Source organism: Kiritimatiellales bacterium, assembly GCA_041656295.1.
Lineage (GTDB): Bacteria > Verrucomicrobiota > Kiritimatiellia > Kiritimatiellales > Tichowtungiaceae > Tichowtungia.
In genome coordinates this window covers 1-24,596 of the sequence record JBBADV010000022.1, presented here as the reverse complement: position 1 = coordinate 24,596, position 24,596 = coordinate 1, and the positions used below count along the sequence as shown (strand labels likewise).

Below are 24,596 nucleotides of genomic sequence, written 5' to 3'. Positions count from 1 at the left end.
TATATTGCGAATCGTACTCGGTCGTAATTCTCCGTATTGATAATGTATCGAAACTCTCGCCGGTGCGGTCTGCACTGCGATGGACAAAGAAAACCGGACGCCGCCCTTGGTTATTTCAAAAACAATCGTGAAAAAAATCACCGGCGTTTAAAATTTCTTCGGGCAGGTTCGGGCAGAAACGGCTGCTGACGCACGCCGATGTAAACAGAATTTTCGCCGAGCAGCGCGGTGAGCTGCTGTATAAGCTCCGGCGTGGCGGCGACCTGTGAATAACGATCGGCTTTGGTGAAGATTTTTTCGCCGGAGTCGAGCAGGATACAAATATGCAACGGTGTCGGTCCCGGCGATTTTTTTATCACTGCCTTAATGGTATTCATATTTGTCGAGGTGAGTGCGGCCTCGGGCAGATGCAGGGATAATTTTTCGGCATAAACTGTATGTGCTTCAGCGAGCGGGACAAGCTCAGAAATCTGCAGCTCAAGTTCGTCCCGGAAATCGCGGACGATTTTACCGCCGGCCATAATTGCGCTGCCGTCTTTTAACAGCGGTTCAAAGCGCCGGAAGTCATCAGGCCAGATAACCGCATTTACAGCACCGCCGAATCCTTCGATAACGATGCGGGCATACGGGCGCGAATCTTTTTTTGTGAACAGTTTCCGGAAACTATCAATCAATCCGCCGACGCGCACCATTGACTTCGCCGGTTCTCCGGAGGCTTCAGCCGCAACTTCCGGCAGTTGTGCAATACGGTGCAAAGCAAATGTATTGAGCATCCATTCATACTGTGCGAGCGGATGGCCGGAGATATAGAACCCGATAAGCTCCTTTTCCACCGCCAGCAGCTCGCCGTTATGCCACGGGGTGACTTCAGGAAGCTCTGCATCGCCGGCGGATTTTAATTTGCCGGTGTTCATCAGATCGAACATAGAGGTTTGTCCGCTGGCGCGGTCGCGCGCAGCTTCAGCAGAACGTGCAACGGCTGTATCAATTCCTTCAAAAAGCCGCGCGCGGTGGATGCCGGTAAAATCGAATGCGCCGCATTTGATCAGACTTTCCAGAGTCTTACGGTTTACTTCGCGTGAATCGACGCGCCGGCAAAAGTCAAACAGCCCCTGATACGGGCCATTATCCTCACGTTCCTGAACAAGTGTGTCCACTGCACCGGCACCGACATTTTTCACGCCGGCCAGTCCGAATAAGATTTTTCCGTTCACCGGACGGAAGCGTGCAGTGCTTTCGTTCACACTCGGCGGATTGACCTGCAGCCCCATCTCACGCGCATCGGCAAGCACAGCCGTAAGTTTATCCGGATTGCCCATTTCTGATGACAGCAGCGCCGCCATAAATTCGGCGGAATAGTGTGCTTTTAAGTAGGCGGTTTGATAGGAAACAAATGCATAAGCGGTGGAATGTGATTTATTAAAACCGTACTGCGCAAATTTTTCAATGTTGTTGAAAATCCGCTCCGCCTGCCTGGCCGGAATTTTATTCGTTGTTGCACAGCCTGCTACGAACTTGCCGCGCTGCTGCGCCATTTCATCCGCATCTTTCTTGCCCATTGCGCGCCGCAGAATATCCCCTTCTCCAAGTGAAAAGCCGGCGAGATCACGCGCCGCCTGCTGAATCTGCTCCTGATAGACGATGATACCGTTGGTCTCTTTCAGAATCGGTTCGAGAATCGGGTGGTCATATTCCACCTTTTCGTGTCCGTGTTTGCGGCGTGTATAGAGCGGGATAAACTGCATCGGTCCGGGACGGTAAAGAGCCAAAATGGCGATAATATCCTCCATGCAGTCCGGTGCAACCTGCCGGAGCGTATCGCGCATACCGGGACTTTCCAGCTGAAACACACCGGAGGTATTTCCTTTGCAAAGCAGTTCGAACGTTTTTTTATCATCGAGCGGCAGCTCCATCGGATCCAGTTTTACACCATGACTTCTTTCGATCTGCTCGATCGTTTCCTGAATAATTGTCAGGTTTTTTAAACCGAGGAAGTCCATCTTGAGCAGGCCGATCTCTTCAGTCGGCCCTTTTTCAAACTGAACCACCGTAATGCCCTCTTTGCGCTCTTTCGTCAGCGGAATAATTTCAATCAACGGCTTTTCGCCGATTACCACGCCGGCGGCATGCATACCGGGGTGGCGCGGCAGACCTTCCAGCCGCGGGGCATATTTCATAATTTCACGCGCATGCGGATCGGTCACGCATACTCGTTTAAAATCAGGGCTCTCCTGCAGCGCTTTATCCAGTGTCATACCCGGCGATTCCGGAATCAGCTTAGCAATCCGGTCACAGTCCGGCAGCGGAATATTTAAAACACGCCCGATATCGCGAATCAGCGTTTTCGCTCCGAGCGTTCCGAAAGTGATGATTTGCGCAACGCACTCTTCGCCGTATTTTTCGCGCACATAACCGATCACATCTGCGCGGCGGGTCGGGCAGAAATCAATATCGAAATCCGGCGGTGAAACGCGGTCTGGATTCAAAAAGCGCTCGAAAATCAAATTATATTTCAGCGGGTCGATCGCAGTGATGCCCAGCGCATAAGACAGAATTGAACCGGCGCCGGAACCGCGCCCCGGTCCCACCGGAATACCGTTATCTTTTGCCCAGCGGATAAAATCCTGCACTACGAGAAAATAGTTCACATAATTGGTGCGCCGGATAATCGCTACTTCATACTCAAACTGTTTTTTTACTCGTTCTTCAAATTCAGTTTCCGGCGCATCAAAATTTTTCAGTTTATAAAGTTTTTCGAGCCCGCACCTTCCAAGCTCCGCCAGATATTCCTCTTTTGTGTAACCGTCCGGCAGCGGAAATACCGGAAAGTGCAGCCGCTCCGCCGGCAGATCGAACTCAAACTCAACATTGCACCGCCGCGCAATTTCAACCGTATTCGTCAGCGCTTCCGGATGGTCGGAAAACAAACGCAGCATTTCGGCGCCGCTTTTCATATAAAACTGTGTGCCTTCGTACTTCATCCGGTTTTCTTCGGACAGTACATTGCTCTGTTGCAGACAGATCAGCACATCGTGCGCTTCGTGATCCTGCTGGCGGATATAATGCACATCATTCGTCGCCACCAGCGGCAGACCAGTAATGCCGGCTACTTCAAAAATAGCTTTATTCGCCGTTTTCTGTTCAGAAAGCCCGTGATCCTGAATTTCGAGGAAAAAATTATTCGGCCCGAAGATCTCCGCATACTCCTGTGCCAGCACCACTGCCTTATCCACTGCGCCTGCCGCGCATGCCTCTGTAATTTCCCCCTTTAAACACGCTGACAGCCCGATCAACCCTTTGCTGTATCGGCGCAACAGCGTTTTATCAATACGCGGCTTATAATAAAAACCTTCCAGGTGGCCGACCGACACCAGCCGCATTAAATTTTTGTACCCTTCGTTATCTTCCGCCAGCAGCACCAGATGCATATTATCAGCCTGCGACGTTTTTTCGTCCATGCCGTTACGCGCGACATATACTTCGCAGCCGATAATCGGCTTAATTCCCGCTTTGTATGCCGCTTTATAAAAATCGACCGCGCCGTACAAGGCGCCGTGATCCGTGATCGCCAGATACTGCTGACCGAGCTCTTTTGCCGCCCGCACGGCCTCGCCGACCTTGCAGGTGCTATCCAGCAGACTGTATTCCGTATGAAAATGAAGATGGCAGAATGGAATTTCTTTTGTTGTCATACTCTATATATACAGTCGAAACCTCAAAAACTAAAATCCGGATGTGAAACTTTGCAGCACAGATTATATAATCTATTCGTGATCAATTAAAAACAATGTAAAAATTTACTTCGTAAAGAAAAATATTCTCATAAAAGAATTTATAAAAAATCCGGCAGAAATTTTGTAAAATCTAGCCAGAGGGAAAATGTGTTGCAGATGACGGGCAACCACCTGCCTGCAACAGACTTCATTCCGCGGACCACTGAGTCCGGCGATTTATTTCCGAAAGAGGATAAGCCGGGACAAATCGGTAAAAAATGCCCCAGGAGATCGGAACATGGCTCAACGCCAACCCGAGTAAATTATTGAATTTTGAAACCGCCGCAGAACGGTGCAATCAGGCAGCAGCGGCATGAAACAAAAATTCTAAACAGACTCCCGCTTTTACAATCCATCCGCAGTTTTTTGAGAGCGTAATTGTCCGCAGGCGGCTTTCAGCGATACACCTTTGGAATCGCGCAGTGTTGTATTGATACCGGATTTTTTAAGACAACGGCAAAACTCCTGCATTGTTTCCGGATCAGAACGTTCGCCGGAGAATTCTGCAACAGGACTGAGCGGAATCAGGTTTACGCGACAGGGGAACGTTTTTAACCGCTGGGCGAGTTGATGTGCCTGTGCCGGCGAATCATTCACATGGTTGATCAGCGTATATTCAAAGGTGATGATACGTTTTGTCTTTGCAGTGTATTCTTCACAGGCTGCCAAAAGTTCTGCAAACGGCCAGCGTTTATTCACCGGCATGAGCTGTGAGCGGAGTTCATTATCGGGTGCATGCAATGAAACAGAAAGCTCAACCTGCAGCCCCTCTTCACCTAACCGCCGGATTCCAGGGATAAGGCCGCAGGTGCTGATTGTAATCCGGCGGGCGCCGATTTCGAATCCTTCGGCACTGTTTAAAATCCGGATCGCGCACAAAACCTCATCATAATTGTCAAACGGTTCGCCGATGCCCATAAACACAATATTATCCGGACGTTTGCCGAGCATGCCGGCGATTACGGTAACCTGTCCGATGATTTCTCCGGCAGTTAAATTCCGGATAATACCCTTCTGCCCGCTGGCACAAAATGCGCAGCGGAATGCACAGCCGACCTGACTCGAAACACAAACGGTGTTTCGTCCGGTGCGTGGAGCCGGAATAATAACAGTTTCAATGAGCTCGTTATCGGTGAGTTTGAAAAGCAGTTTTTGCGTTTGACCGGCAGTGCCTGTTATTTCAATCAGCATCGCCGGACAAATTGAAAAACTCTTCTCCAGCTGGTTGCGGAACGCCGCCGGCAGATTTTTCATTTCATCGAACGATGAAACATGCTGCTTATACAGCCAGTCAAAAACCTGTTTGGCACGGAATGCAGGCTGCCCCTGCTCTGCGCAGAACGCTTTGAGCTCAGCAAAAGGCACTCCGTAGACGGCAGGCTTCACAGCTCGTCAACAATTTGCACCGCGCGCCCGATATACGTCGCCGGCGAGAGTTCCAGCAGCCGTTTTTTATCCGCTTCCGGCAGATCAAGCGCTTCGATGAATTTCAGAATTGCCTGTTCGTCAATAACCCGTCCGCGCGTCAATTCCTTTAATTTTTCATATGGTTTTTCAATGCCGGCCTTACGCATGACGGTTTGAACCGGTTCCGCCAGCACTTCCCACGCGTTTGCTAAATCGCCGGCCAGCCGCTCTTCATTCAACTCAAGCTTGCCAAGCCCTTTAAGTGTTGAGCGGTATGCCAGCAGCGTATAGCCGAACGCTACGCCCATATTGCGCAGCACAGTGGAGTCGGTTAAATCGCGTTGCAAACGGGACACCGGCAGTTTTTCCGCCATGTGGCGCAGCAGTGCGTTTGCAAGTCCAAGATTGCCTTCTGAATTCTCAAAATCGATCGGATTTACTTTGTGCGGCATCGTTGATGAACCGATCTCTCCTGTCACGGTTTTCTGTTTAAAACAGGCGAATGAAATATAGGTCCAGATATCGCGGTTCAGATCGACAAGCACCGTATTAAAACGTGCCAGCGCATCAAACATTTCCGCCATATAATCATGCGGTTCGATCTGAATAGTAAACGGATTCTGTTTTAATCCGAGTTCATCTTCGATCAGCTTGCGCGCAAGCTCCGGCCAGTCGACATCCGGATAGGCGCTGAGGTGCGCGTTATAATTTCCAACCGCACCGTTCAGTTTACCGAGAATTGCAACGCCGGAAAATGCAGCAAGCGCTTTGCGAAAACGGTCGACAAATACTGCAAATTCTTTGCCGACGGTTGACGGCGATGCAGTTTGTCCGTGTGTCCGCGCAAGCAGCGGAACCGTTTTCCACTGTTTGGCTTTAGCATATAAATCGTCAATCAGTTTCTGCTGATCCGCAATCAGTATCCCGCGACCCTGTTTCAGCATCAGCGCGTGCGATAGATTATTGATGTCTTCGGAGGTGCAGGCAAAATGAATAAATTCATTCAGCTCCTCCAGCGCAGTCCCGGCGATTTTTTCTTTCAGATAATATTCAATCGCTTTGACATCGTGATTGGTTGTTTCCTCAATTTTTTTAACACGTTCCGCTTCCGCCGGCGTAAAATTCTGCAAAATCGAGTCCAGCAGCACAATTTCATCAACGGAAAGTTTGCGGGCTTCCGGAATTCCCGGCTCGGCACACAGCGCCTTCAGCCAGAGAATTTCAACCTGCACGCGGCAGCGAATCAGCGCGTACTCCGAAAACGCGTCCTGCAGCTCCGCCACTTTCAATCCGTAACGTCCATCCAGCGGACTCAATGCGGTAATTGACATAATCTGCTCCTTAAAAGACAGTCACTATACTGTTTAGACATCACATTTCCAGAAAGTTTCTTAAAAGCTGTTTACCGCCTTCTGTCAGGATGGATTCCGGGTGAAACTGTACTCCGTGAACCGGATAGTCTGTGTGCATCAGTCCCATAATTTCACCTTCAGCTGTTTCCGCCGTAATTTTCAGACAGTCCGGCAGTGTCGTGCGGTCAAGGATCAGTGAATGATACCGCGTTGCATTGAACGGGCTCGGCAGTCCTCGGAAAACACTTTCGCCGGAATGAAACACCGGCGAAATTTTCCCATGCATCAGCCGTTCTGCCCGGACCACATTGCCGCCAAACACTTCGCCGATAGATTGATGTCCAAGGCAGACACCGAATACCGGGATTTTCGGTCCGAACTGACGGATCAGCGCGCATGAAACACCGGCCTCTTTCGGTGAACACGGACCGGGACTGATCAGCATTTTTTCCGGCTTCAGTGCAGCCGCTTCTGCCACCGTAATTTTATCGTTGCGGAAAATCTTCATCCCTGCGCCCAGCTCGCCGAGATACTGTACGATGTTGTAGATAAACGAATCGTAGTTATCAATAACGAGAATCATGTTTGCACCCCGGCATCTTCCCGGGAATCTTTTTGTGCCGCCGTATAATGCTTTGCCAGCGCGAGCGCTTTCATCAGCGCGCGGGCTTTATTGCGCGTCTCCTGATATTCGAGTTCCGGGTCGGAGTCAGCCACAATGCCGGCACCGGCCTGCACATACGCTTTATTTTTATCCAGCACAACGGTGCGGATGGTGATGCACGAATCAAGATTACCGGCGAAACTGAAATAACCGACGGCGCCGGCATACGGCCCGCGTCTGGTTTTTTCCAGTTCAGCAATAATTTCCATCGCACGGATTTTCGGCGCACCGCTTACTGTGCCGGCGGGAAACACCGCGCGCATTAAATCATAAATATCATGTCCCGGCGCGAGCGTTCCGGTGACACTGGAAACGATATGCATCACATGACTGTAGCGCTCAATGACAAACTGCTCCGGCACGTGCACACTGTTAAACTCGCAAACACGCCCGATATCATTCCGTCCCAGATCAACCAGCATGACGTGCTCCGCAATTTCCTTCGGATCGGCGAGCAGCTCTCTTTCAAGGGCATGATCTTCCGCGTCATCGGCACCGCGCGGTCGCGTTCCGGCGATCGGGCGAACTTCAACCTGCCGTCCGGTGCAGCGCACATGGATTTCCGGCGATGAACCGACGAGTGCACTCTCCCCCAGATCCAGACAGAACATATACGGTGACGGATTGATGGCGCGCAGAGCGCGGTAAATATCCAGCGAATCCGAATAATTTTCGACTTCGAACCGCTGTGACAGCACCGCCTGAATTATATCGCCGGCGCGGATATATTCTTTTGTCTTTTCAACCATCCCGCGAAACTCCTCCGGCGCCGTATTCGAATCCGGCACCACCGGTTCAATTGAAGTATGAGCATCAATCAGGACTCGCTGAACCGGCAGCAGCAGCGCTTCGCACAGTTCATTAATCTGCGTAATTGCCTCGCCGTAAGCGGCATCTGCATCACCGTCAATAAATGCGTTCGCAACAATTTTTATTGTTTGATTCACGCGGTCAAAAATAATCAGTGCATTCGTAACCATCAGCACCATATCCGGGTTGCCGATCACATCACCCGTCACCACCGGCACACACGGTTCGAAAACAGAAATCATATCGTAACCGAAGAAGCCGACTGCACCGCCGGTAAACGGCGGCAGCGCCGGATCGTTCACCGGCGTAAACCGTGTCATGTGCTCCTTCAATACATCCAGGGGGTCGCGACCGGAAACCGTAACGGTTTTACCGTTTTCATAGATTTCGGTGCGCCGGCCCCAGGCGCGGAAAATTGTGCGCGGGTTCCCGCCGATAAACGAATACCGGCCGATCCGCTCGCCGCCTTCAACACTCTCAAGCATCCAGGTGTGCGACGCATGATCTTTCGCGCGCAGAAATTTTCGTACGCGCTCATACACCGCAACCGGCGTTTCCTGATCCGCCAGAATTTCCTTCCACACCGGAATCAGATTCGCCTGTTCCGCCTGCGCCAAAAATCTCTCTCTCGTCGGCTGAATACTCATAGATGTCACCTCAACATATACGGTACTTCTACTCTGAACCGGCGCCCTGCACAAGTTTCTCTCTTTTTTTTTTATACACACAGGGAAATATCGCTATACTTCCCGATTTATGAATGATCCGTCGACACTCGAAAACCTGCATGTAGTGAGCCTGGAAAAGATCGCCGCGCCGCAGGAAATCAAAACCGATCTGCCGCTGACCGATAAACAGCGCAGCGTCGTCCTGCGCAGCCGGAAAACAATTCGGGATATTATGTATCGCCGCGATCCGCGTCTGTTGACGATTGCCGGGCCCTGCTCCATTCATGATCCGGATGCTGCGCTGGATTACGCCTGCCGGCTGGCGAAGCTCGCCCCATCCGTCAGCGACCGGTTGTTCATCGTCATGCGCGTCTATTTTGAAAAACCGCGCACCACCATCGGCTGGAAAGGTTTTATTAACGACCCGCACCGCGATCGTTCCTATGATATGAATTACGGCCTGCGCGCCGCACGGCAGCTGATGTGCGCCATCACCGATATCGGGCTGCCGGTGGCAACGGAATTTCTAGACCCGGTCATTCCGCAGTATATCGGCGATCTGGTCAGCTGGGCGGCGATCGGCGCGCGCACGGTGGAATCGCAAACACATCGCGAAATCGTGAGCGGACTTTCCATGCCGGTCGGGCTGAAAAATGCAACATCCGGAAGCATCCAGAGCGCCATTGATGCGCAGGAAACCTGCCGGACACCGCACAGTTTTCTCGGCATCGATCAAAACGGAAGCGTCAGCCTGATCAAAACCTCCGGCAACCCGGATGTGCATCTCGTATTGCGCGGCGGCGGCGGAAAATCAAATTACAGTCCGGAAGAAATCGCAGCAACCGCCGCGAAGCTTCGCGCCGGCGGTTTTCCGGAAACGATTATGGTCGACTGTTCGCACGCCAATTCTAATAAAACTCCGGAACGGCAGGCGGATGTCTGGAAAAGTATTCTCGCCCAGCGGAAGTTGCCGGACTGTCCGATCATCGGCGCCATGATTGAAAGCTTTATCGGCGCAGGAAACCAGCCGGTTGAAGCCGCCTGCCGGTACGGAGTTTCAGTCACCGATCCCTGCATGGACTGGACGTCCACCCGAACGCTGCTTGAAACGGAATCATGAATCCGCGGCTTACAGCAGAAAATATTTCCGTTCGCTTCGGACGCAATACTGTTTTTTCTGATCTCTCCTTTACGCTGTCCGCCGGAGAGCTGCTGGTGATTATCGGCAGTTCCGGCAGCGGCAAAACAACGCTCGGCCGGCTTCTCGTCGGACAGCTTGCACCCGATTCCGGCAGCGTAACGGTTTCTCCCGGAACAAAACGGCTGATGATCGAACAGCAGGATCACTTCTTTTCACTCGCCGGACAGCGCAGCACCTATTACGGCCAGCGTTATGAAAATCAGGGTATGGAAAACTGCCCGACCGTAAAAGAATTCCTGCAGAAACAAATTCGCGGCACAGCTGGCGCAGACATTCCTGTCTGCGCAAACACCGGAAATGGAACTATAGATGAGCCTTCCAGGTTCATTGCTCCGGAAATAAAAAATGAGACAGGGATGCCTCATCCACGTTTTGAGGGTAGACTGGAAAGTCTGCCCCGCGATATTTCCAACGCACTGCACCAGATGAATATTGAAAACATTGCTGATCGCAAGCTGCTGCAGCTCAGCAACGGCGAACGCAAACGGACTCAGCTTGCCGCCGCACTGCTACAGCAGCCTGATCTGCTTATTCTCGACCAGCCGTTTGTCGGACTCGACGTTCAGTCGCGCACAAACCTTCAAACACAACTCGCCGGACTTAAAAACTCCGGCGTCACAATCGTTATCATTTGCGACATCGAATCCATTCCGGCGGACGCCGATGCTGTACTCGAACTCAACGCCGGAAAAATTGTGCAGCTTGTTTCACCGGAAAAATTTAATGCGCAGGCAGGAGTGCCTGCGCCGCATTTGCGCAGGGAAAGTTGTGGGGCAGACATTCCTGTCTGCCCTGCGCAGGCAGGAATGCCTGCGCCACCTGCCCAACCGGATGAACAGCTTTTCGAACTGCTTCCGCCGGTACCGGAAAATTTCAAAACCATAGTTGGAATGAAAAACGTCTCGGTACAGCTCAATGGAAAACAGATTTTGCGAAACATTAACTGGACGGTACGCGCCGGTGAACAGTGGGCGCTCACCGGACACAACGGCGCCGGAAAAACGACGCTGCTCAGTTTAATCACTGCCGACAATCCGCAAGGCTATGCCAACGAACTCGTTCTTTTCGACCGCCGGCGCGGCAGCGGCGAAAGTATCTGGGAGATCAAAAAACGAATCGGCTTTGTTGCGCCGGAACTGCACCTTTATTTTTTGCGCGGCAGCGGAATTTTCAATACCGTCCCGGGACTCGATGGCGCGGCGCATAAAGCGCACGACTCGCTCACCTGTATCGATGTGATTACCTCCGGCTTCCGGGATGAAATCGGATTTTCTTCGCCGGCGGATGATCATCAGCTTTACATCGCGCAAACCTGGCTTTCCATTTTCGAACTCGAGCCTCTGCGCAACCGGCTGTTCATTCAGACATCACTCGGCGAACAGCGTTCTCTGCTGCTGGCGCGCGCGCTCGTAAAATCGCCGGCGCTGCTCATATTAGATGAACCGTGCCAGGGACTCGACGCCGCGCAAACCCGACGCTTCATCGCTCTGCTTGATGCCGTCTGCCGGAAGTTAAATACCACCATGATTTACGTTTCTCACCGCCGTGAGGAAATTCCGGCGTGTGTGACGAAACAGTTGATTTTAAAAGATGGAAGATCCGTACAATAGATCACCGGCTGTTTTCTTATATCTCTCTCGATTCCCGGCAGCGCCGGTGTAAATGGCAAAGATGATTTTTCATTTAATATTGATCCACCAGTTTCAAGGCATGGCAGCTCCATGCAGCAGTCCACCGGTAAATAAGTGACGCACCTTATAAATATTGTAAAACAACAGTGTTTTATGGTGATATGACGTAATGAATACCGGAAAAAAACGTCGATTGCCTGCCGAGTGGGAACCACAGGATGCGGTGCTGATTTGCTGGCCGCATGAGGGAACGGACTGGGCGCCGGTGCTGGAACGCCTTGAACCGGTATTCATCGGAATCGCTGCCGTAATTACACGTTTTGAACATCTCATTATTGCGGCACCCGACAAAACTGCGGTGGAAAACAAACTGCGGGCTGCCGGAATTAATCCGGCGCGGGTTACAGTATGTGAAATGGCTTCCAACGACACCTGGGCACGCGATTTCGGTCCGCTTACGATTTATGAAAACGGAACGCCGGTCCTGCTCGATTTTGAGTTTAACGGCTGGGGCGGGAAATTTCCCGCTGCGCTTGATAATCAAATTACCGGCAAACTGCATGCCGCCGGAATTTTCGGCACTGTGCCGCGCCGGAACATGGAGATAATTCTTGAGGGCGGCAGTATAGAAAGTGACGGCGCCGGAACGTTAATGACAACATCCGCCTGTCTGCTGAATCTGAACCGGAATCCGACGCTCAATAAAAATGAAATTGAAAAAAAACTCACCGCCGAATTCGGCATTGAAAAATTCATCTGGCTGAATCACGGCGCACTTGCCGGCGATGATACCGATGCGCACATCGACACTCTCGCCCGCTTCTGTCCGCATCAAACCATCGTTTACATGCAATGCACCGATTCGGCAGACGAACATTTTACCGGGCTCAATGCCATGGAAAATGAATTAAGACAGCTCACCGGTTTTCACCTGCTTCCGCTGCCGTGGCCGAAAGCAAAATTTGACAGTGCCGGAAACCGTATGCCGGTAACCTATGCCAATTTTCTTGTTATCAACGGCGCTGTTCTCGTGCCGGTGTATAACGATCCGGAAAATGACGCCGCCGCTTTAAACATCCTTCAAACCGCATTTCCGGAGCGGGAGATTATCGGCATCGACTGTTCCGAGATCATCTTACAGCATGGTTCGCTGCATTGTCTGACAATGCAAATTCCTGAGGGAATATTTAATCGTGTTTACGAAAGTCTGTCGTCATAAAATCTTCAGCCGGAGCGCCAGACAGCGGATATAAACCGCAGGAGTTTCGCGCAATGTGTTATTATACCATGCCATTGTTTAAGATGCACGCAGGCATGAGGAAATAAAAATTAATTGATTCCACTTTTATCGGCGCTCGCACAACGGCACCGGTAAAAGGCGGTGCAGCCTCCCCTGTCCGCCCCGCACAATAAAATTTAGGGGCTGTAGTAGATAAGCACTAAATATCAGCCCGCTCCTTCAGTGTTTTCAATTGTTGCTTAGGGCTTCCGTAATTGAATCTGAACTCACATTCCCTGAGGAATAGCAGGAACGACTCTTTCGGAATCCTATTGTATTTTCTCAGCACACGCTTGGCCTGATTCCAAAAGTTCTCAATGCCATTGATGTGGTTCTTGCCCTTCGCAAATAGCGCCGGGTGATTGATCCTTTCATGGTAGAAATCACTCACGTCCAAGGCATTGCAGCTTCGATAGCAATCGGTATACACCAGGCTGTCTGGCGCTGTTTTCCTGGAGATCAATGGCATCAGCGTTTCGGTCCTGGCGTCATTCACGATCTTGGTGTAGACCTTGCCACCGCGTTTCAAGATGCCAAAGACAGCGACCTTGCCGGCAGCTCCTCGACCGCGCTTACCCTTGCGGACACCATCGAAATAACTTGCATCCAATTCAACCGCTCCATCGAACACTTCATGTTCTTTTTGCTCAAGGTGATGTGCAATTGCCTCACGCAGTTTGCGGTAAAACAGGGCTGCACTGTTGGGCTGTCACTTCCAGAACAAAATAGTCGAGCAGTCTTAATTGCTGTTTTCTTAATAACTTGCAACGAGTTATCTTCATTCGACAAGCTTAGCATTCAAGCTTATCTGTTACAGCCCCTAAAAAAATGATACTGACAGCTGCCGGCCGTAATAAAAATTATGCGCGCGGGATAAATGCAGTAAATATGACTGCCCGCATAACGTTGGTTTAATTTCGGAAAAAGTTACCGGCGGTTATCATCCCACCGGTCGCGACGGAATTCATCCCGTCCATTCATGTACCCGTCGTCCCAGCCGAGTTTATACTGCTGATCAGATTGATAACGCTTTAAATCTTTAAATGCATTTGGGTTCCCTGATGAAAGTTTTCCGGTGGAATATCCATCACGATAACCGGCATCGTACGGTTCCAGTGGAACCTGATCCATGGTTGCACAGCCGGCGGTGAAGAGCAGGACGGTGAGTATCAGAATTACTTTTATCAGTTTCATAATATTCTCATTCCTAAACTGTCGAAATTATATGGACAGCAGCAAAATAAAGAAACAAAAAAAGCAGGGGAAAGAATACTTAACACGTTTCTTTGTGCCTTTGCTGCTTTGCCCCTTTGCGCCTTTTATTCCTCAAATTCCGTACAGTGTTTTTTTGAACGGCTTGCGGAGGGTTTCGATACCGGCATTAATGCGGGTTGCACCCCGGATGCCGCGCACGGTTAATTTTTTATCGGCGGTGACGGTTCCAATTTGTGCGAACGGTACGCCGGCAAAACATTCTTCGAACACCGCCGCATCTTCCGATGAAACGGTGACAATAAAACGGCTGTTGGATTCGGAAAACAGCAGCTCGTCGTCGTTCAGCTTTTCCGGTGCCGGCATGTTCGCGAGCTCAACGTCGGCGCCGAGTCCGGCGCCGATGCACATGAGCGCGAGCCCGATCGCGAGTCCGCCTTTAGACGGCGTGTGCGATGAGAGCAGGATTCCGGCATCCGTGGCACGGTTCATTGCGGTATAGATTTTTTTGGCGAGTTCTGCATTCACTGCCGGAACTGCGCCGCCGGTTCTTTCCGGCGTACCGTTTTCTTCAGCGAGCATACGGTGCCATTCAGATGCGCCGAGTTCGTTTCTGGTTTCGCCGATCATATAAATCAGACTGCCGGATTTTTTCGGCTGCATGGTAACGGCGCGGCGAACGTCATCGATCTGACCGAGCGACGAAATGAGCAGCGTCGGCGGAATTGAAATCTTCCGGCCGCCGCGCGTTGAATCGTTCTTGCAGGAATCCTTGCCGGAAACTGCCGGCACGCCGAACGCAACGGTGTACTCATAAAGCGCCTGATTGGAGCGGACGAGCTGCGCCATTTTATATTCGCCGTCCGGCGTTTTGTCGGACTGCACCGGATCAGGCCAGCAGAAGTTATCGAGAATCGCGATGCGATCCAGCCGCCCGCCGACGCTGATGACGCGCCGGATGGCTTCGTCGATGACGGACGCGGTCATGTGATAGGTATCGATATCCGAAAACCACGGATTGATTCCTTCGGCAAGAATTGCACCGCGGTTGGAATGATAATCGATGCGCATGACAGTGGCGTCGGACGGTGTATCGGAATTGACGCCGATATAATTTTTTACAACGGAAAGCCCTTTGACTTCGCCGTCGTACATGCGGCTTTTGTATTCACGCGAACAAATATTCAGCCGGCCGAGCATCTGCCGGAGCTGCCGGGTGCGGTTTGCCGCGCGCATTTTTTCCGGCGCCGGAATCGCCGGTTTTTTCCAGACGCCTTTCATGCGCAGTATCGGACAGCCGGTTTCATACAGGAAATTCATGTCGAGGCTCGCGACCACCTTACCGTCATATTTCACAGTAAAGTAACCGGAATCATTGAAGCGTCCCATAAATGCCACATCGACATCGCGGCGCCGGGCAAGCGTTTCAAATTCGGTGCGGCATTCTGGCGGCACCGCAAGGGTCATGCGCTCCTGTGCTTCGGAGACGAGAATTTCCCACGGCTGCAGCCCCTCATACTTCAGCGGTGCATCTTTGAGCTCGCATTCGCAGCCGCCGGAGTATTTGCCCATCTCGCCGAACGAGCAGGAAATTCCGCCGGCGCCGTTGTCGGTAATGCACCGGAACAGTCCGCGGTCGCGTGCCTCGATTAAAAATTCATAGAGTTTGCGCTGTGTGAGCGGGTCGCCGATCTGTACGGCCTGCGCCGGCGATTCGGTGCGGAGCTCCTCCGACGAAAATGTCGCGCCGTGAATTCCGTCTTTGCCGATTCGTCCGCCGCACATCACTGTCCAGTCACCGACTTCAACCTCTTTGCGTTCAGACGGACGCCCGCCGACCATCACCGGAATTTTGCCGAGTGTGCCGCAGTAGACGAGCGGTTTGCCGAGATAACGTTCGTCAAAACATTCAAAACCGCGGCTGTACGGAATCCCTGATTGATTACCGCCGTCGATCACGCCTTCATGCACACCGTCGCGAATCCGGCGCGGATGCATCAGACCTTCCGGCACTTCGCCGGCATAAAACGGCGAGCCGAGACAGTAGCCCCAGACATTTGAGACAAGCTGCGCACCCATGCCGGTGCCCATCGGGTCGCGATTCACGCCGACAATGCCCGTCATCGCACCGCCATACGGATCGAGCGCCGACGGCGAGTTGTGTGTTTCAACTTTGTAAACCAGATGAACGTGCTCATCGAATTTAATCACGCCGGCGTTATCGGTGAACACCGACACAAGCCAGTCGATACTCTCCGCAATTTTTTTCGTTGAGGCTTTAATATAGGTCTTATAGAGCGAGTGGATTGTTTTTTCTTCGCCGGTTTCTTCGTCCTTATACTCCACCGTGCCGGCAAAAATTTTATGTGAGCAGTGTTCCGACCACGTCTGTGCGATGCACTCCAGCTCAACATCCGTCGGCCATGCCGGCAGGCCGAGTCCGGCGCGGTGTGATTTTACATTGTCGCTGAGGTAGTGATTGCGGATCGCGTGCATTTCATCGAGTGAAAGCGACAGAATTCCGTCATTCGAAATTTTCATCAGCGCCGCATCGTCGTCCGGCAGTTCAATCACCTGTACTTTAATCTCCGGCTGGTCATGGAATTCCGGCAGCGATAAATCCGGCGCCGCCGCCAGCCATTCCGCGCGCGAAAATACCTGAATGGTTTGAATCAGCGTATTCGCCAGCAGATCTTTGCCGAGACGTTCCACATCGACACGCGACAGATCGCCGCGCAGAAAATATTGAATTGATGTATACACCTGCTCTTCCCACGCCAGCTCGCGGCCGAGGATATCTGCCATCGCACCGCGTGCGGTACGGCCGAGGTTATCCGTCACACCCGGCTTGAAGCCGATCTCCAGCAGCCAGTCAAAATTCGCCGGCGGCGTTAAACGTCCTGTCGCCGACCGCGCCACCACCGCGTCGGCAAATCCTTTTTGAACAGCTTTCGTTTCGCGCGCCGTCACCTTCGCTGTCACTTTATACACATCGCGCGTTTGACATTTTTTAATGGTCATCCCGAGCGCACTTTTCGCGCGTTGAACCACATTGCGGCCGCGCGCATCCGGCACCCCCGATTTCAATCCGATTTCAATCCGGAAAATCATAAAAACTCCTCGTTCAAGAAAGAATACGAATTAAACACAAAAAACGCCGGCGAAGAAAGACGAAAGACAAATGACTCCGCTGCCGGAAAAAATAAACAGCCGGAATACCGGAAATTTTTAACAGAGGACGCCAGGAAACGCGAAGCAAAGAGTGCGGAATGACATTCGCTTTGCGACAGAACACTAAAATAGAATCTATTTTGACAGGATAACAGGATTTATGCGGAAAATTTTTTATACATCAATTCCTGTTGTATCCAAATTTTCTTGAAAGCAGTATGGTTTTCCAGTGTGCCTCTCTTTTCAAAATAACTTCATCAGGGGTATTCAGCGTAAAGATTTCTAAAATCGAAAATTTAAAATTTTTCAATGCGTACTCAATTCCTTTTTCTCGAATGAGTTCGACCGAGCGTCATGCCACCCATGTCCTGTTCCAACATAGCATTGGAGTCGTGACCAAACGCCGGAATCTCCATATGCGGAACCGACGTACACTTTTCCGTTAGTTGTATCACTAATCAGATAAACTCCTTTAATAACGCTCAATGCGGATTGCCAGTCCCGTCTTTCACGCTGGACAATCGGCTGCAATACAGAAAAAGAATGATTAACGTTTGTATATCCGCAAAATATTTCGCCAGTATATTGTTCCGGCAGAACTTCTAACACATCAAATGAATCGATAAATCGTTCCAGATTAAATGCTCTGCCCCGCAGCCCTTTACATCGATAGAATTTACAAATTAAGCGACCGTCCCATTTTGAAAATTCCGGACATTCTTCAAGTATATATTTTTTAGGCAGGCGTTCTTTTACTTCAAAAACACCGGCGAACAGATACGCGTTGGCAATCGAAGGAAATTCGATAAATGAAAAAATATATTTTCTCGTCCATACATTTTTATTGCCCTGCCACTCGTTCCAGCCTTTCCAGTTATTTTTATCTTTAACATATTCGTTAAGAGGATTCACTCCATCACTGTTCGGGCATCCTAAATGAAGTTTATATTCTGCCGGATTTCCTATCGGTAAAATATCAGTCAATTTTATAATGTTGTTATTCATCAGCATATCTTCACTAACGGTTTTCTCCTCACCTGTTGCGAACAGCCACAACGACAGAAAAACAAAAATGCATCGTAATTTCTGCCTCATAACATCACCGTTTTAACGTGCCGGAGAATGCCTGCCTTTATTTGCCCCGTCCGGATGCCGTGGACAAGCCCGTGCGGATAAAACAGATATCGTTGAAAATTCTGCTCCGCAGTGTTTGCAAGCGTACTTTTCTTTTTCACTGCCTTCGTACAGTTTGTGCCGGCCTTTGCCCGACCCATTAGGATGCATCGAACAAAGGCTGGCAGTCAGAGTCGCGACACTTGATCGCGCGGCACCGCAATATTCACAGTAATACATCTGAATCTTTCGCTTTTCAGCATGAACTGCAGCCGCAAAGCACACGACTGCTGTAATAAAAGCTAACAGAAAAAACTTCATGTTTAGAAATCCAGAGCTTTAGACGATTCAGCTTTCCGTGTCCGTTCATCTTCTGCAGCCCGTCGCTGAACAGCCTCTTCCCGCTTTTTATCCATTTCAGGATTTTTCAAAAATACAATTGGAAATGCTCCAAGATTGACTCCATTAGCATCGGTTTGCCCTTTATATCCTGCTGTAACAATCTCATCAGTACCCACCCACCGATAGCCAATAACAGTTTTTTTAGCTGCATCAAACAGCTTTTCCGGTTCCCCGTATTTATCTGTATATTTTGATTTTATATCTTCCAGAGAAACAGAACCTCCGATCTGCTGTGACGGGAAAAGAATTATTACTTCAAACAATCCGACATCAATATCAACACAAATTTTGATTTCACGTTCTTCGAAATTTCCTTTTGAACCAACTAAATAATCTGTAACACCAAATGGCATTTGAAGATAAATTCCGCATAATTTTTTTATGACCTCTGCAGAATCTCCCCATTGAAGCACTAAATCTGATTTAACGATTTTCCCAAGAGCATCAGATTCAGTTACTTGCCCGGAAAAATCAATTTTTCCACTTCTGGATGCTGGTAATTGAGCCAATCATTTAGCTGCTTTTTCATCTAATATTTCGTATAATCAAGCCTGTACACCGCTAGCTATATCAGAGAAAGAGCCGCCTCTTCCCCGTTGATGATAAACCGCCAATCCTTCATAATTTACTCGTTCGCAACTAGCTCCGGTATATACGGCATATGCAGCCTTATCCGTAATGACAAAGTTTTGTATTTCCATTCTCCCTTGCAGAATAACGGTTTCTCCATCGGAATGGAAATTGGCATGTCATCCGGATTAGGAGAATCATTACCTGCCATCTTCTGAAACCACTGTACGACCGCCGTATCATGCCACTTTTCATATTCATCCTCAGTCAAAGAATACTCTTCCATTAAATCTTCTCTTGAACATTTGGACGTATCAGAAATTTTTGTTCGTTTTCTCAATTCTGCTCGTCGTTCATTTTCAATACGAGCCTGTTCCTTTGATTCTTCCTCCACCAGACGGGCTTGTTCTTTTGCTTTCTCCGCGGCAATACGAGCTTGCTCTAATTGTTCCTGTTTTTCTTTTTCGGATAAAATTTCACGCTCGCTGTCTCGGCATATTTTTTTAATAGTATAAGGAACGGCCCGGATGAGCTCTTGAAGAAAGTCGGCGGCAATTCGCCGGGTTGCCTTTTCGTGAAGCTGAACAAAAGTAAACGTTGACGTACGGTCAATGGCAGCGAACATATATAATCTGCCTTCTTCCGTGCGGACCTCAGCGATGTCGATATGGAAAAAACCGATTGGACAGGTTTTAAATCTTCGTTTGTTCTGCGGATCCCTGGTATCCGGCAGCCGGCTAATCCCATGACGTTGGCAGCAACGATGCAGAGAGGAGCGTGTTAAATGAGGTATGGCGGTCTGCAGGCTGTAAAGACAATCGTCGAGCGGAAGCAGTGTATGCTGCCGAAAAGCGACACAGGCGGCTTCTTCCTCCTTGCTCAGCACCGTTGACCGGGGTTTGTCTGGGTCCCATCGGGGCATCCTGTACGGTTGTGCGCTGTCGCCGTTTCACTACGGTTTTCGGGTTAATACCGTGCCGGCGCGCCAGAACATTCAGGCTCTCTTGACGATGTTGTATTGTTTGACGCACCGCCTCAGTCGTACGGGCGCACCCGTGTACTATCTGTCCCGTAATTCATCCCTCCGGAGCTGGTTATACATCACTCCAGTACACTGGGAAACTAAACATCTAGATTACAAATTTACGATACCAGGCTCCTTATAACAAACAGACCTTATTCATAAATCCATTTGTGTGCCCAGGGATCAGATGTTTCCTGCTGGAAGATTTTTATCTTCTCAATAAAGGAGTTCAGCAGTTCGGCACATTCCGGCAGACCGGCAAGATTGTTGATTTCATCCGGATCGTTTTCCAGATCGTAAAGTTCAAATTCGGGACGATGCAGATAAGCCTCAATGGTACGCGCACCCAAATGTGTTTTTCTGTCGCGTATTGCCGATTGCCATGTAATCGACTGCCAGAGATCGACACTTGAAGGATACGTTAATTCCCAGGCGATATTATAAATAAATTTATATTTATGAGAACGGATTACCCGCATCGGATAATAATTCGTAAGCTCATGAAATGTGTGCGAAGCATAAATTTCATCGCGCTGGATTTCCGGTGAGTCTGTTTCAAAAATGTACCGGAAAGACTGTCCATGAAATTTCTGTTCGCCAACGTCCACACCGGCAAAATCAAGAATGAACGGCGTAATGTCTGTCCATGTGATTAGCATATCGGCTGTGGTTCCCAACTCCTGTTGATGCGGCGCTTTCACAATACACGGCAGCTTCATCCCCGGTTCATACAGGGTTGTTTTTGAGCCAGGAAAAGCAGAGCCGTTATCAGAAATATAAATGATCAGCGTGTTATCATATTTACCTGCTTCTTTCAGAACCTGCATCAGCCGTCCGACACCACGGTCGAGGCGTGAAATCGACTGATAATACTGCGCGAGCTCCGCCCGGGTTTCCGGCGTATTGCTCAAAAACGCAGGAACAAGTATCTCTTCATCCAGATACAATTGTTCTGTATCGCCGGGAAACGATGCATCCGGATTACCAAAACGATTCGGCTGCAGCGGATGCGATTCCAGCGAGCCGCCTCCGCGATGCGGATTCCACGAGCACCAGTAAAGAAAAAATGGATCGGGGCGTGAAATAAACTCGCGGCATGCTTCGGACATCCGGAGATCATCGCGCCCGTATTCGCCTTCATCGGGATTCAGCTCATCGAATGGGAATAAATCTACCGGCGCATAGTGCATTTTACCGGTACGTCCGGTGCGATAGCCCGCTTCCTGTAACATTGCCGGCAGCGTTTTTGTTTCACCAAAACACGAAAAATGATGAAAGGAGTGAACATGCCCATATGTTCCGTTTGCATGATTATGCAAGCCGGTAAGAATTGCGGAGCGGCTGGCAGCGCTCGATGCGCTGGTACAGAACGCCTGCGTAAAACGTGTGCCGGCGGCAGCCAGTGCATCAAGGTGAGGCGTTTTAATTACCGGATTTCCGTAACAGCCGAGGGCTTCACGCCCATGATCGTCAGATACCATTAAGACAATATTTACCGGCATTTTTTGTGCAGAAAGCAGTGCCGGTAAAGCTGCGGCTGAAAACAGCAATGTCTTTCGATTCATTTTACATCCTCCGGTTTTCTTTCCGGCATTGCCGCGTTTACACGTTGCAGCCAGTGGAACAGTTTTGTTTTCAACTGTTCTGTTTTTTCCGGCAGTTCGCCGGAAAGATCGTTTCGCTCTGAAAGGTCGTCGGCCAGATTGTAAAGCTGCGTCGCACCGGTTTCATACGAATAGATCAGCTTATAGTTTCTGTCACGCAGTATTGCACCCATCGGGCCGTCTGCATGGCGGAAATGCGGAAAATGCCACGCCAGCGGATTCCGGCGCACAAACCCTGTCTGTTCTCTCAATATTGGCAAAAGATTTTCACCTTCTACGCCGGCGGGAATTTTTTGTTTTGATGCGGTTATTCCAAGCAGCGTTGGAAGAAAATCGTATGAAATCACCGGCTCACGGCAAATCGAATCCGCCCGTATAACACCCGGCCAGCGGATAATTTGCGGTACACGGATGCCGCCTTCCCATAAATCACCTTTATTTCCTCGTAAAGGACTGTTTCCTTCAAGGCCGCCATTATCCGACGTAAAAATCACTATCGTATTTTCTGTCAAACTCAACTCATCCAGCGCTGCCATTAACCGTCCAATATTTTGGTCAACACCGGCAATCATCGCCGCATAGTCCGCTTTATCGCCGTATGAAGAATCGATCAACTCCGGCTTGGGCTGGAACGGTAGATGCACTGCATAATAATTCAAATAGACGATAAACGGGTTCTGCTGTTTTCGGGAAATAAACCGGATTACTTCGTCCGTCAGCCGGTCTGTTAAATATTCCCCGTCCGGTCCGTCCGGCAGTGTTGCATTTTTATACGGCGCAACGTAAGACGGCGGCAGACCATAGGCACACCCGCCGATATTGATGTCGAATCCCTGGTGTTCCGGATGAAATTCCGGTGCAATCACTCCGCGCAGTTCCGGATGGCGCATGATATTGCTGCCTGCCAGATGCCACTTGCCGAAAAAAGCGGTTGAATAACCGTCCGCTTTTAACAATTCAGCAAACGTTATCTCCTCCAGCGGCAAAACAAAACTCGATTCCGGAGGAAGCACGGCAGCAGTTTCCGGAACAAGACCCGCCGCATATTCAACATTGCCGGGGATATGCATCGTTAAACGTAACGCTGCCGGGGATTTTCCGGTCAGCAGGCTTGCGCGCGTCGGTGAGCAAACCGGAGCTGCTGAATATGCATCGGTAAACACCATCCCCTGCGCTGCCAGCTTTTTCAAATTCGGAGTGCGGTACGGGCAGTCGATTTCATTCATCACATCCGCATCCCGCCAACCGAGATCGTCTACCACAATAAACAAAATATTCGGCTTCGGTTTCGGCGGAAGCGCCGCACTTTGAACTCCGACAGAAAACAGAATTGTCCCGGTAAACAGTAAATTTTGATAATTCATAGTTTTTCTTTTTAAAACAGCTTAGGTACCCATTGGTTATTATCGTTGCGGTCGGCAGCGCCGACGACCCACTCAATTTCTTTATCCTCCGCCGGCCTGGCAATAACCGCCACCAGCGTATGAGTTCCGGCGGGCAGTGAAACATCGATTGACTGATGAAGCGGAATGCGGTGTGCCGACGGCGCCATGCGTCCGCATTCGCGTCCAAAAATATATTCGCCGTTTAAAAAGATGCGGCAGTTTTCGTTGGTATTAAAAAAAACGCGCGCAGCGGTCTGTTGTTTTAATTCAAACCTGTATTCCACAAACAGCATTCCGGCGGTAAAGTCAGTCGACTTATATTTTGCAACCGTACCGGGAAATGTGACCGGCACCATTTCCGGCAGTTCGAGTTCCAGCGGTCTGCTGAGCGACCAGCCCTGCCCGAACCACGGAACTTCTTTGAATCCAATGCGCGCATGAATTTCTTTCTCCGGAAATTCCGGTGCCGGAATTTCCGGAGGCAGTTTTCCGGAGAGACGTTCGCGAAGAGTAAGAACCAGATCGGTGAATGCATCGAGCGATTCCGGCGGGGTGATTCCGGTGATTTCCGGACTGAGGATCAGAGTGCGTCCGATCGGTTTCAGCCAGCGTTTTTCAATACTGTCCGGATTTAAAATTCCGAGCAGTGCGCCGACGGTAGCGGCGGTGCAATCTGTATCTTTACCGCAGTTGTTGGCGGTGCAGATAGAACGCGAAAAATCGCCGTTGCCGGCGAGCAGCGCCAGCAGAATGAACGCCATGTTTTCGGTAACGTTAGTGAAGTTCTCGTGTCCGTATTTTTCTAAAATCTGCAACCGGACTTTTTTCCAGTCGCCGGATTCATCCCACCAGCGTTTGGTATCTTCAATCGCCGCGCGGATTTCAGCGTCCGCTGGAATCTGCTGAAATCCAATATCGATAATTTTCTGAATATCAGTTTCAATAAACGCCGCGCTTTGCATGGCGGCGAGCCAGACTTCCGCCCAGAGTCCCTGCTCCGCATGATCAAGACATGCGTCTTCATAAGCATACGCGGCGGCGAGCGCCGGATTTCCCGGCGCGAGACACGCCCAGATTTCACTGCGGATGGCGGCGCCCATGCCGTTGATAAACCAGTTGTCGAACGATCCGCTCAGCGGAGGTTCAATGCCTTCGCGCAGATTGCGGATGCACACGCCGTATTCGTCCCACGGAAAATTAATGTTATTCCGCCACGCGCCGGCAAACAGCGTCCGGCTCACTTCCGGCGATTTCTGCTGATCCAGCAGGCATGCCCAAAGCACCTGCAAATCCAGATCGTCATTCGGAACCATGCCCGCCGGCACCGGAT

The 24,596-nt window shown here is 50.4% G+C and carries 15 protein-coding genes and 2 pseudogenes; 3 read left to right on the top strand and 14 right to left on the bottom strand.

What is annotated here, in order from left to right:
- Nucleotides 1-137: 137 nt before the first annotated feature.
- From WC959_11330 to trpE, 5 genes are all read right to left on the bottom strand, one after another.
- On the bottom strand, nucleotides 138-3,692 hold the full coding sequence (locus tag WC959_11330) for a DNA polymerase III subunit alpha (GenBank protein MFA5689718.1): 3,555 nt from the start codon (nucleotides 3,690-3,692) through the stop codon (nucleotides 138-140).
- Between the two features lie 426 nt (nucleotides 3,693-4,118).
- The gene (rlmN, locus tag WC959_11325; GenBank protein ID MFA5689717.1) at nucleotides 4,119-5,159 is read right to left on the bottom strand and encodes a 23S rRNA (adenine(2503)-C(2))-methyltransferase RlmN; all 1,041 of its coding nucleotides are present in this window, start codon (nucleotides 5,157-5,159) and stop codon (nucleotides 4,119-4,121) included.
- On the bottom strand, nucleotides 5,156-6,511 hold the full coding sequence (gene purB, locus WC959_11320; protein ID MFA5689716.1) for an adenylosuccinate lyase: 1,356 nt from the start codon (nucleotides 6,509-6,511) through the stop codon (nucleotides 5,156-5,158). Before purB ends, rlmN begins: the two co-directional genes overlap by 4 nt.
- Before the next feature lie 40 nt (nucleotides 6,512-6,551).
- On the bottom strand, nucleotides 6,552-7,115 hold the full coding sequence (locus WC959_11315) for an aminodeoxychorismate/anthranilate synthase component II (GenBank protein ID MFA5689715.1): 564 nt from the start codon (nucleotides 7,113-7,115) through the stop codon (nucleotides 6,552-6,554).
- On the bottom strand, nucleotides 7,112-8,653 hold the full coding sequence (trpE, locus tag WC959_11310) for an anthranilate synthase component I (protein ID MFA5689714.1): 1,542 nt from the start codon (nucleotides 8,651-8,653) through the stop codon (nucleotides 7,112-7,114). The genes WC959_11315 and trpE overlap by 4 nt, the downstream gene beginning before the upstream one ends.
- 109 nt (nucleotides 8,654-8,762) lie before the next feature.
- Here trpE and WC959_11305 point away from each other — a divergent pair, with 109 nt between their 5' ends.
- From WC959_11305 to WC959_11295, 3 genes are all read left to right on the top strand, one after another.
- Nucleotides 8,763-9,794, top strand: a complete 1,032-nt coding sequence (locus WC959_11305; protein ID MFA5689713.1) for a 3-deoxy-7-phosphoheptulonate synthase — start codon at nucleotides 8,763-8,765, stop codon at nucleotides 9,792-9,794.
- Nucleotides 9,791-11,485, top strand: a complete 1,695-nt coding sequence (locus WC959_11300) for an ATP-binding cassette domain-containing protein (protein MFA5689712.1) — start codon at nucleotides 9,791-9,793, stop codon at nucleotides 11,483-11,485. Before WC959_11305 ends, WC959_11300 begins: the two co-directional genes overlap by 4 nt.
- Nucleotides 11,486-11,675: 190 nt before the next feature.
- Nucleotides 11,676-12,725, top strand: a complete 1,050-nt coding sequence (locus tag WC959_11295) for an agmatine deiminase family protein (protein MFA5689711.1) — start codon at nucleotides 11,676-11,678, stop codon at nucleotides 12,723-12,725.
- Nucleotides 12,726-12,945: 220 nt separating this feature from the next.
- Here the strand turns inward: WC959_11295 and WC959_11290 are convergent.
- From WC959_11290 to WC959_11250, 9 genes and pseudogenes are all read right to left on the bottom strand, one after another.
- Nucleotides 12,946-13,567 (bottom strand): annotated as a pseudogene (locus WC959_11290) (IS1595 family transposase).
- Between the two features lie 145 nt (nucleotides 13,568-13,712).
- Complete coding sequence (locus tag WC959_11285) at nucleotides 13,713-13,979, bottom strand: hypothetical protein (protein MFA5689710.1); 267 nt, start codon at nucleotides 13,977-13,979, stop codon at nucleotides 13,713-13,715.
- A 132-nt stretch (nucleotides 13,980-14,111) separates the two neighbouring features.
- Nucleotides 14,112-17,108 carry an AIR synthase-related protein gene (locus WC959_11280; protein ID MFA5689709.1) on the bottom strand — a complete coding sequence of 999 codons (2,997 nt, stop codon included), beginning with the start codon at nucleotides 17,106-17,108 and terminating at the stop codon, nucleotides 14,112-14,114.
- 366 nt (nucleotides 17,109-17,474) lie between these two features.
- The gene (locus tag WC959_11275) at nucleotides 17,475-18,263 is read right to left on the bottom strand and encodes a hypothetical protein (GenBank protein ID MFA5689708.1); all 789 of its coding nucleotides are present in this window, start codon (nucleotides 18,261-18,263) and stop codon (nucleotides 17,475-17,477) included.
- Nucleotides 18,264-18,604: 341 nt separating this feature from the next.
- Nucleotides 18,605-19,192: a hypothetical protein gene (locus tag WC959_11270; protein ID MFA5689707.1), complete on the bottom strand. Its 588-nt coding sequence runs from the start codon at nucleotides 19,190-19,192 to the stop codon at nucleotides 18,605-18,607.
- 566 nt (nucleotides 19,193-19,758) lie between these two features.
- Nucleotides 19,759-20,329: pseudogene (locus WC959_11265) on the bottom strand (IS481 family transposase).
- A gap of 100 nt (nucleotides 20,330-20,429) precedes the next feature.
- The gene (locus WC959_11260; GenBank protein ID MFA5689706.1) at nucleotides 20,430-21,842 is read right to left on the bottom strand and encodes a sulfatase; all 1,413 of its coding nucleotides are present in this window, start codon (nucleotides 21,840-21,842) and stop codon (nucleotides 20,430-20,432) included.
- On the bottom strand, nucleotides 21,839-23,245 hold the full coding sequence (locus WC959_11255; protein ID MFA5689705.1) for a sulfatase: 1,407 nt from the start codon (nucleotides 23,243-23,245) through the stop codon (nucleotides 21,839-21,841). The genes WC959_11260 and WC959_11255 overlap by 4 nt, the downstream gene beginning before the upstream one ends.
- Before the next feature lie 11 nt (nucleotides 23,246-23,256).
- Nucleotides 23,257-24,596, bottom strand: a 1,340-nt coding sequence (locus WC959_11250) for an ADP-ribosylglycohydrolase family protein (GenBank protein ID MFA5689704.1), incomplete at its 5' end; no start/stop codon positions are given.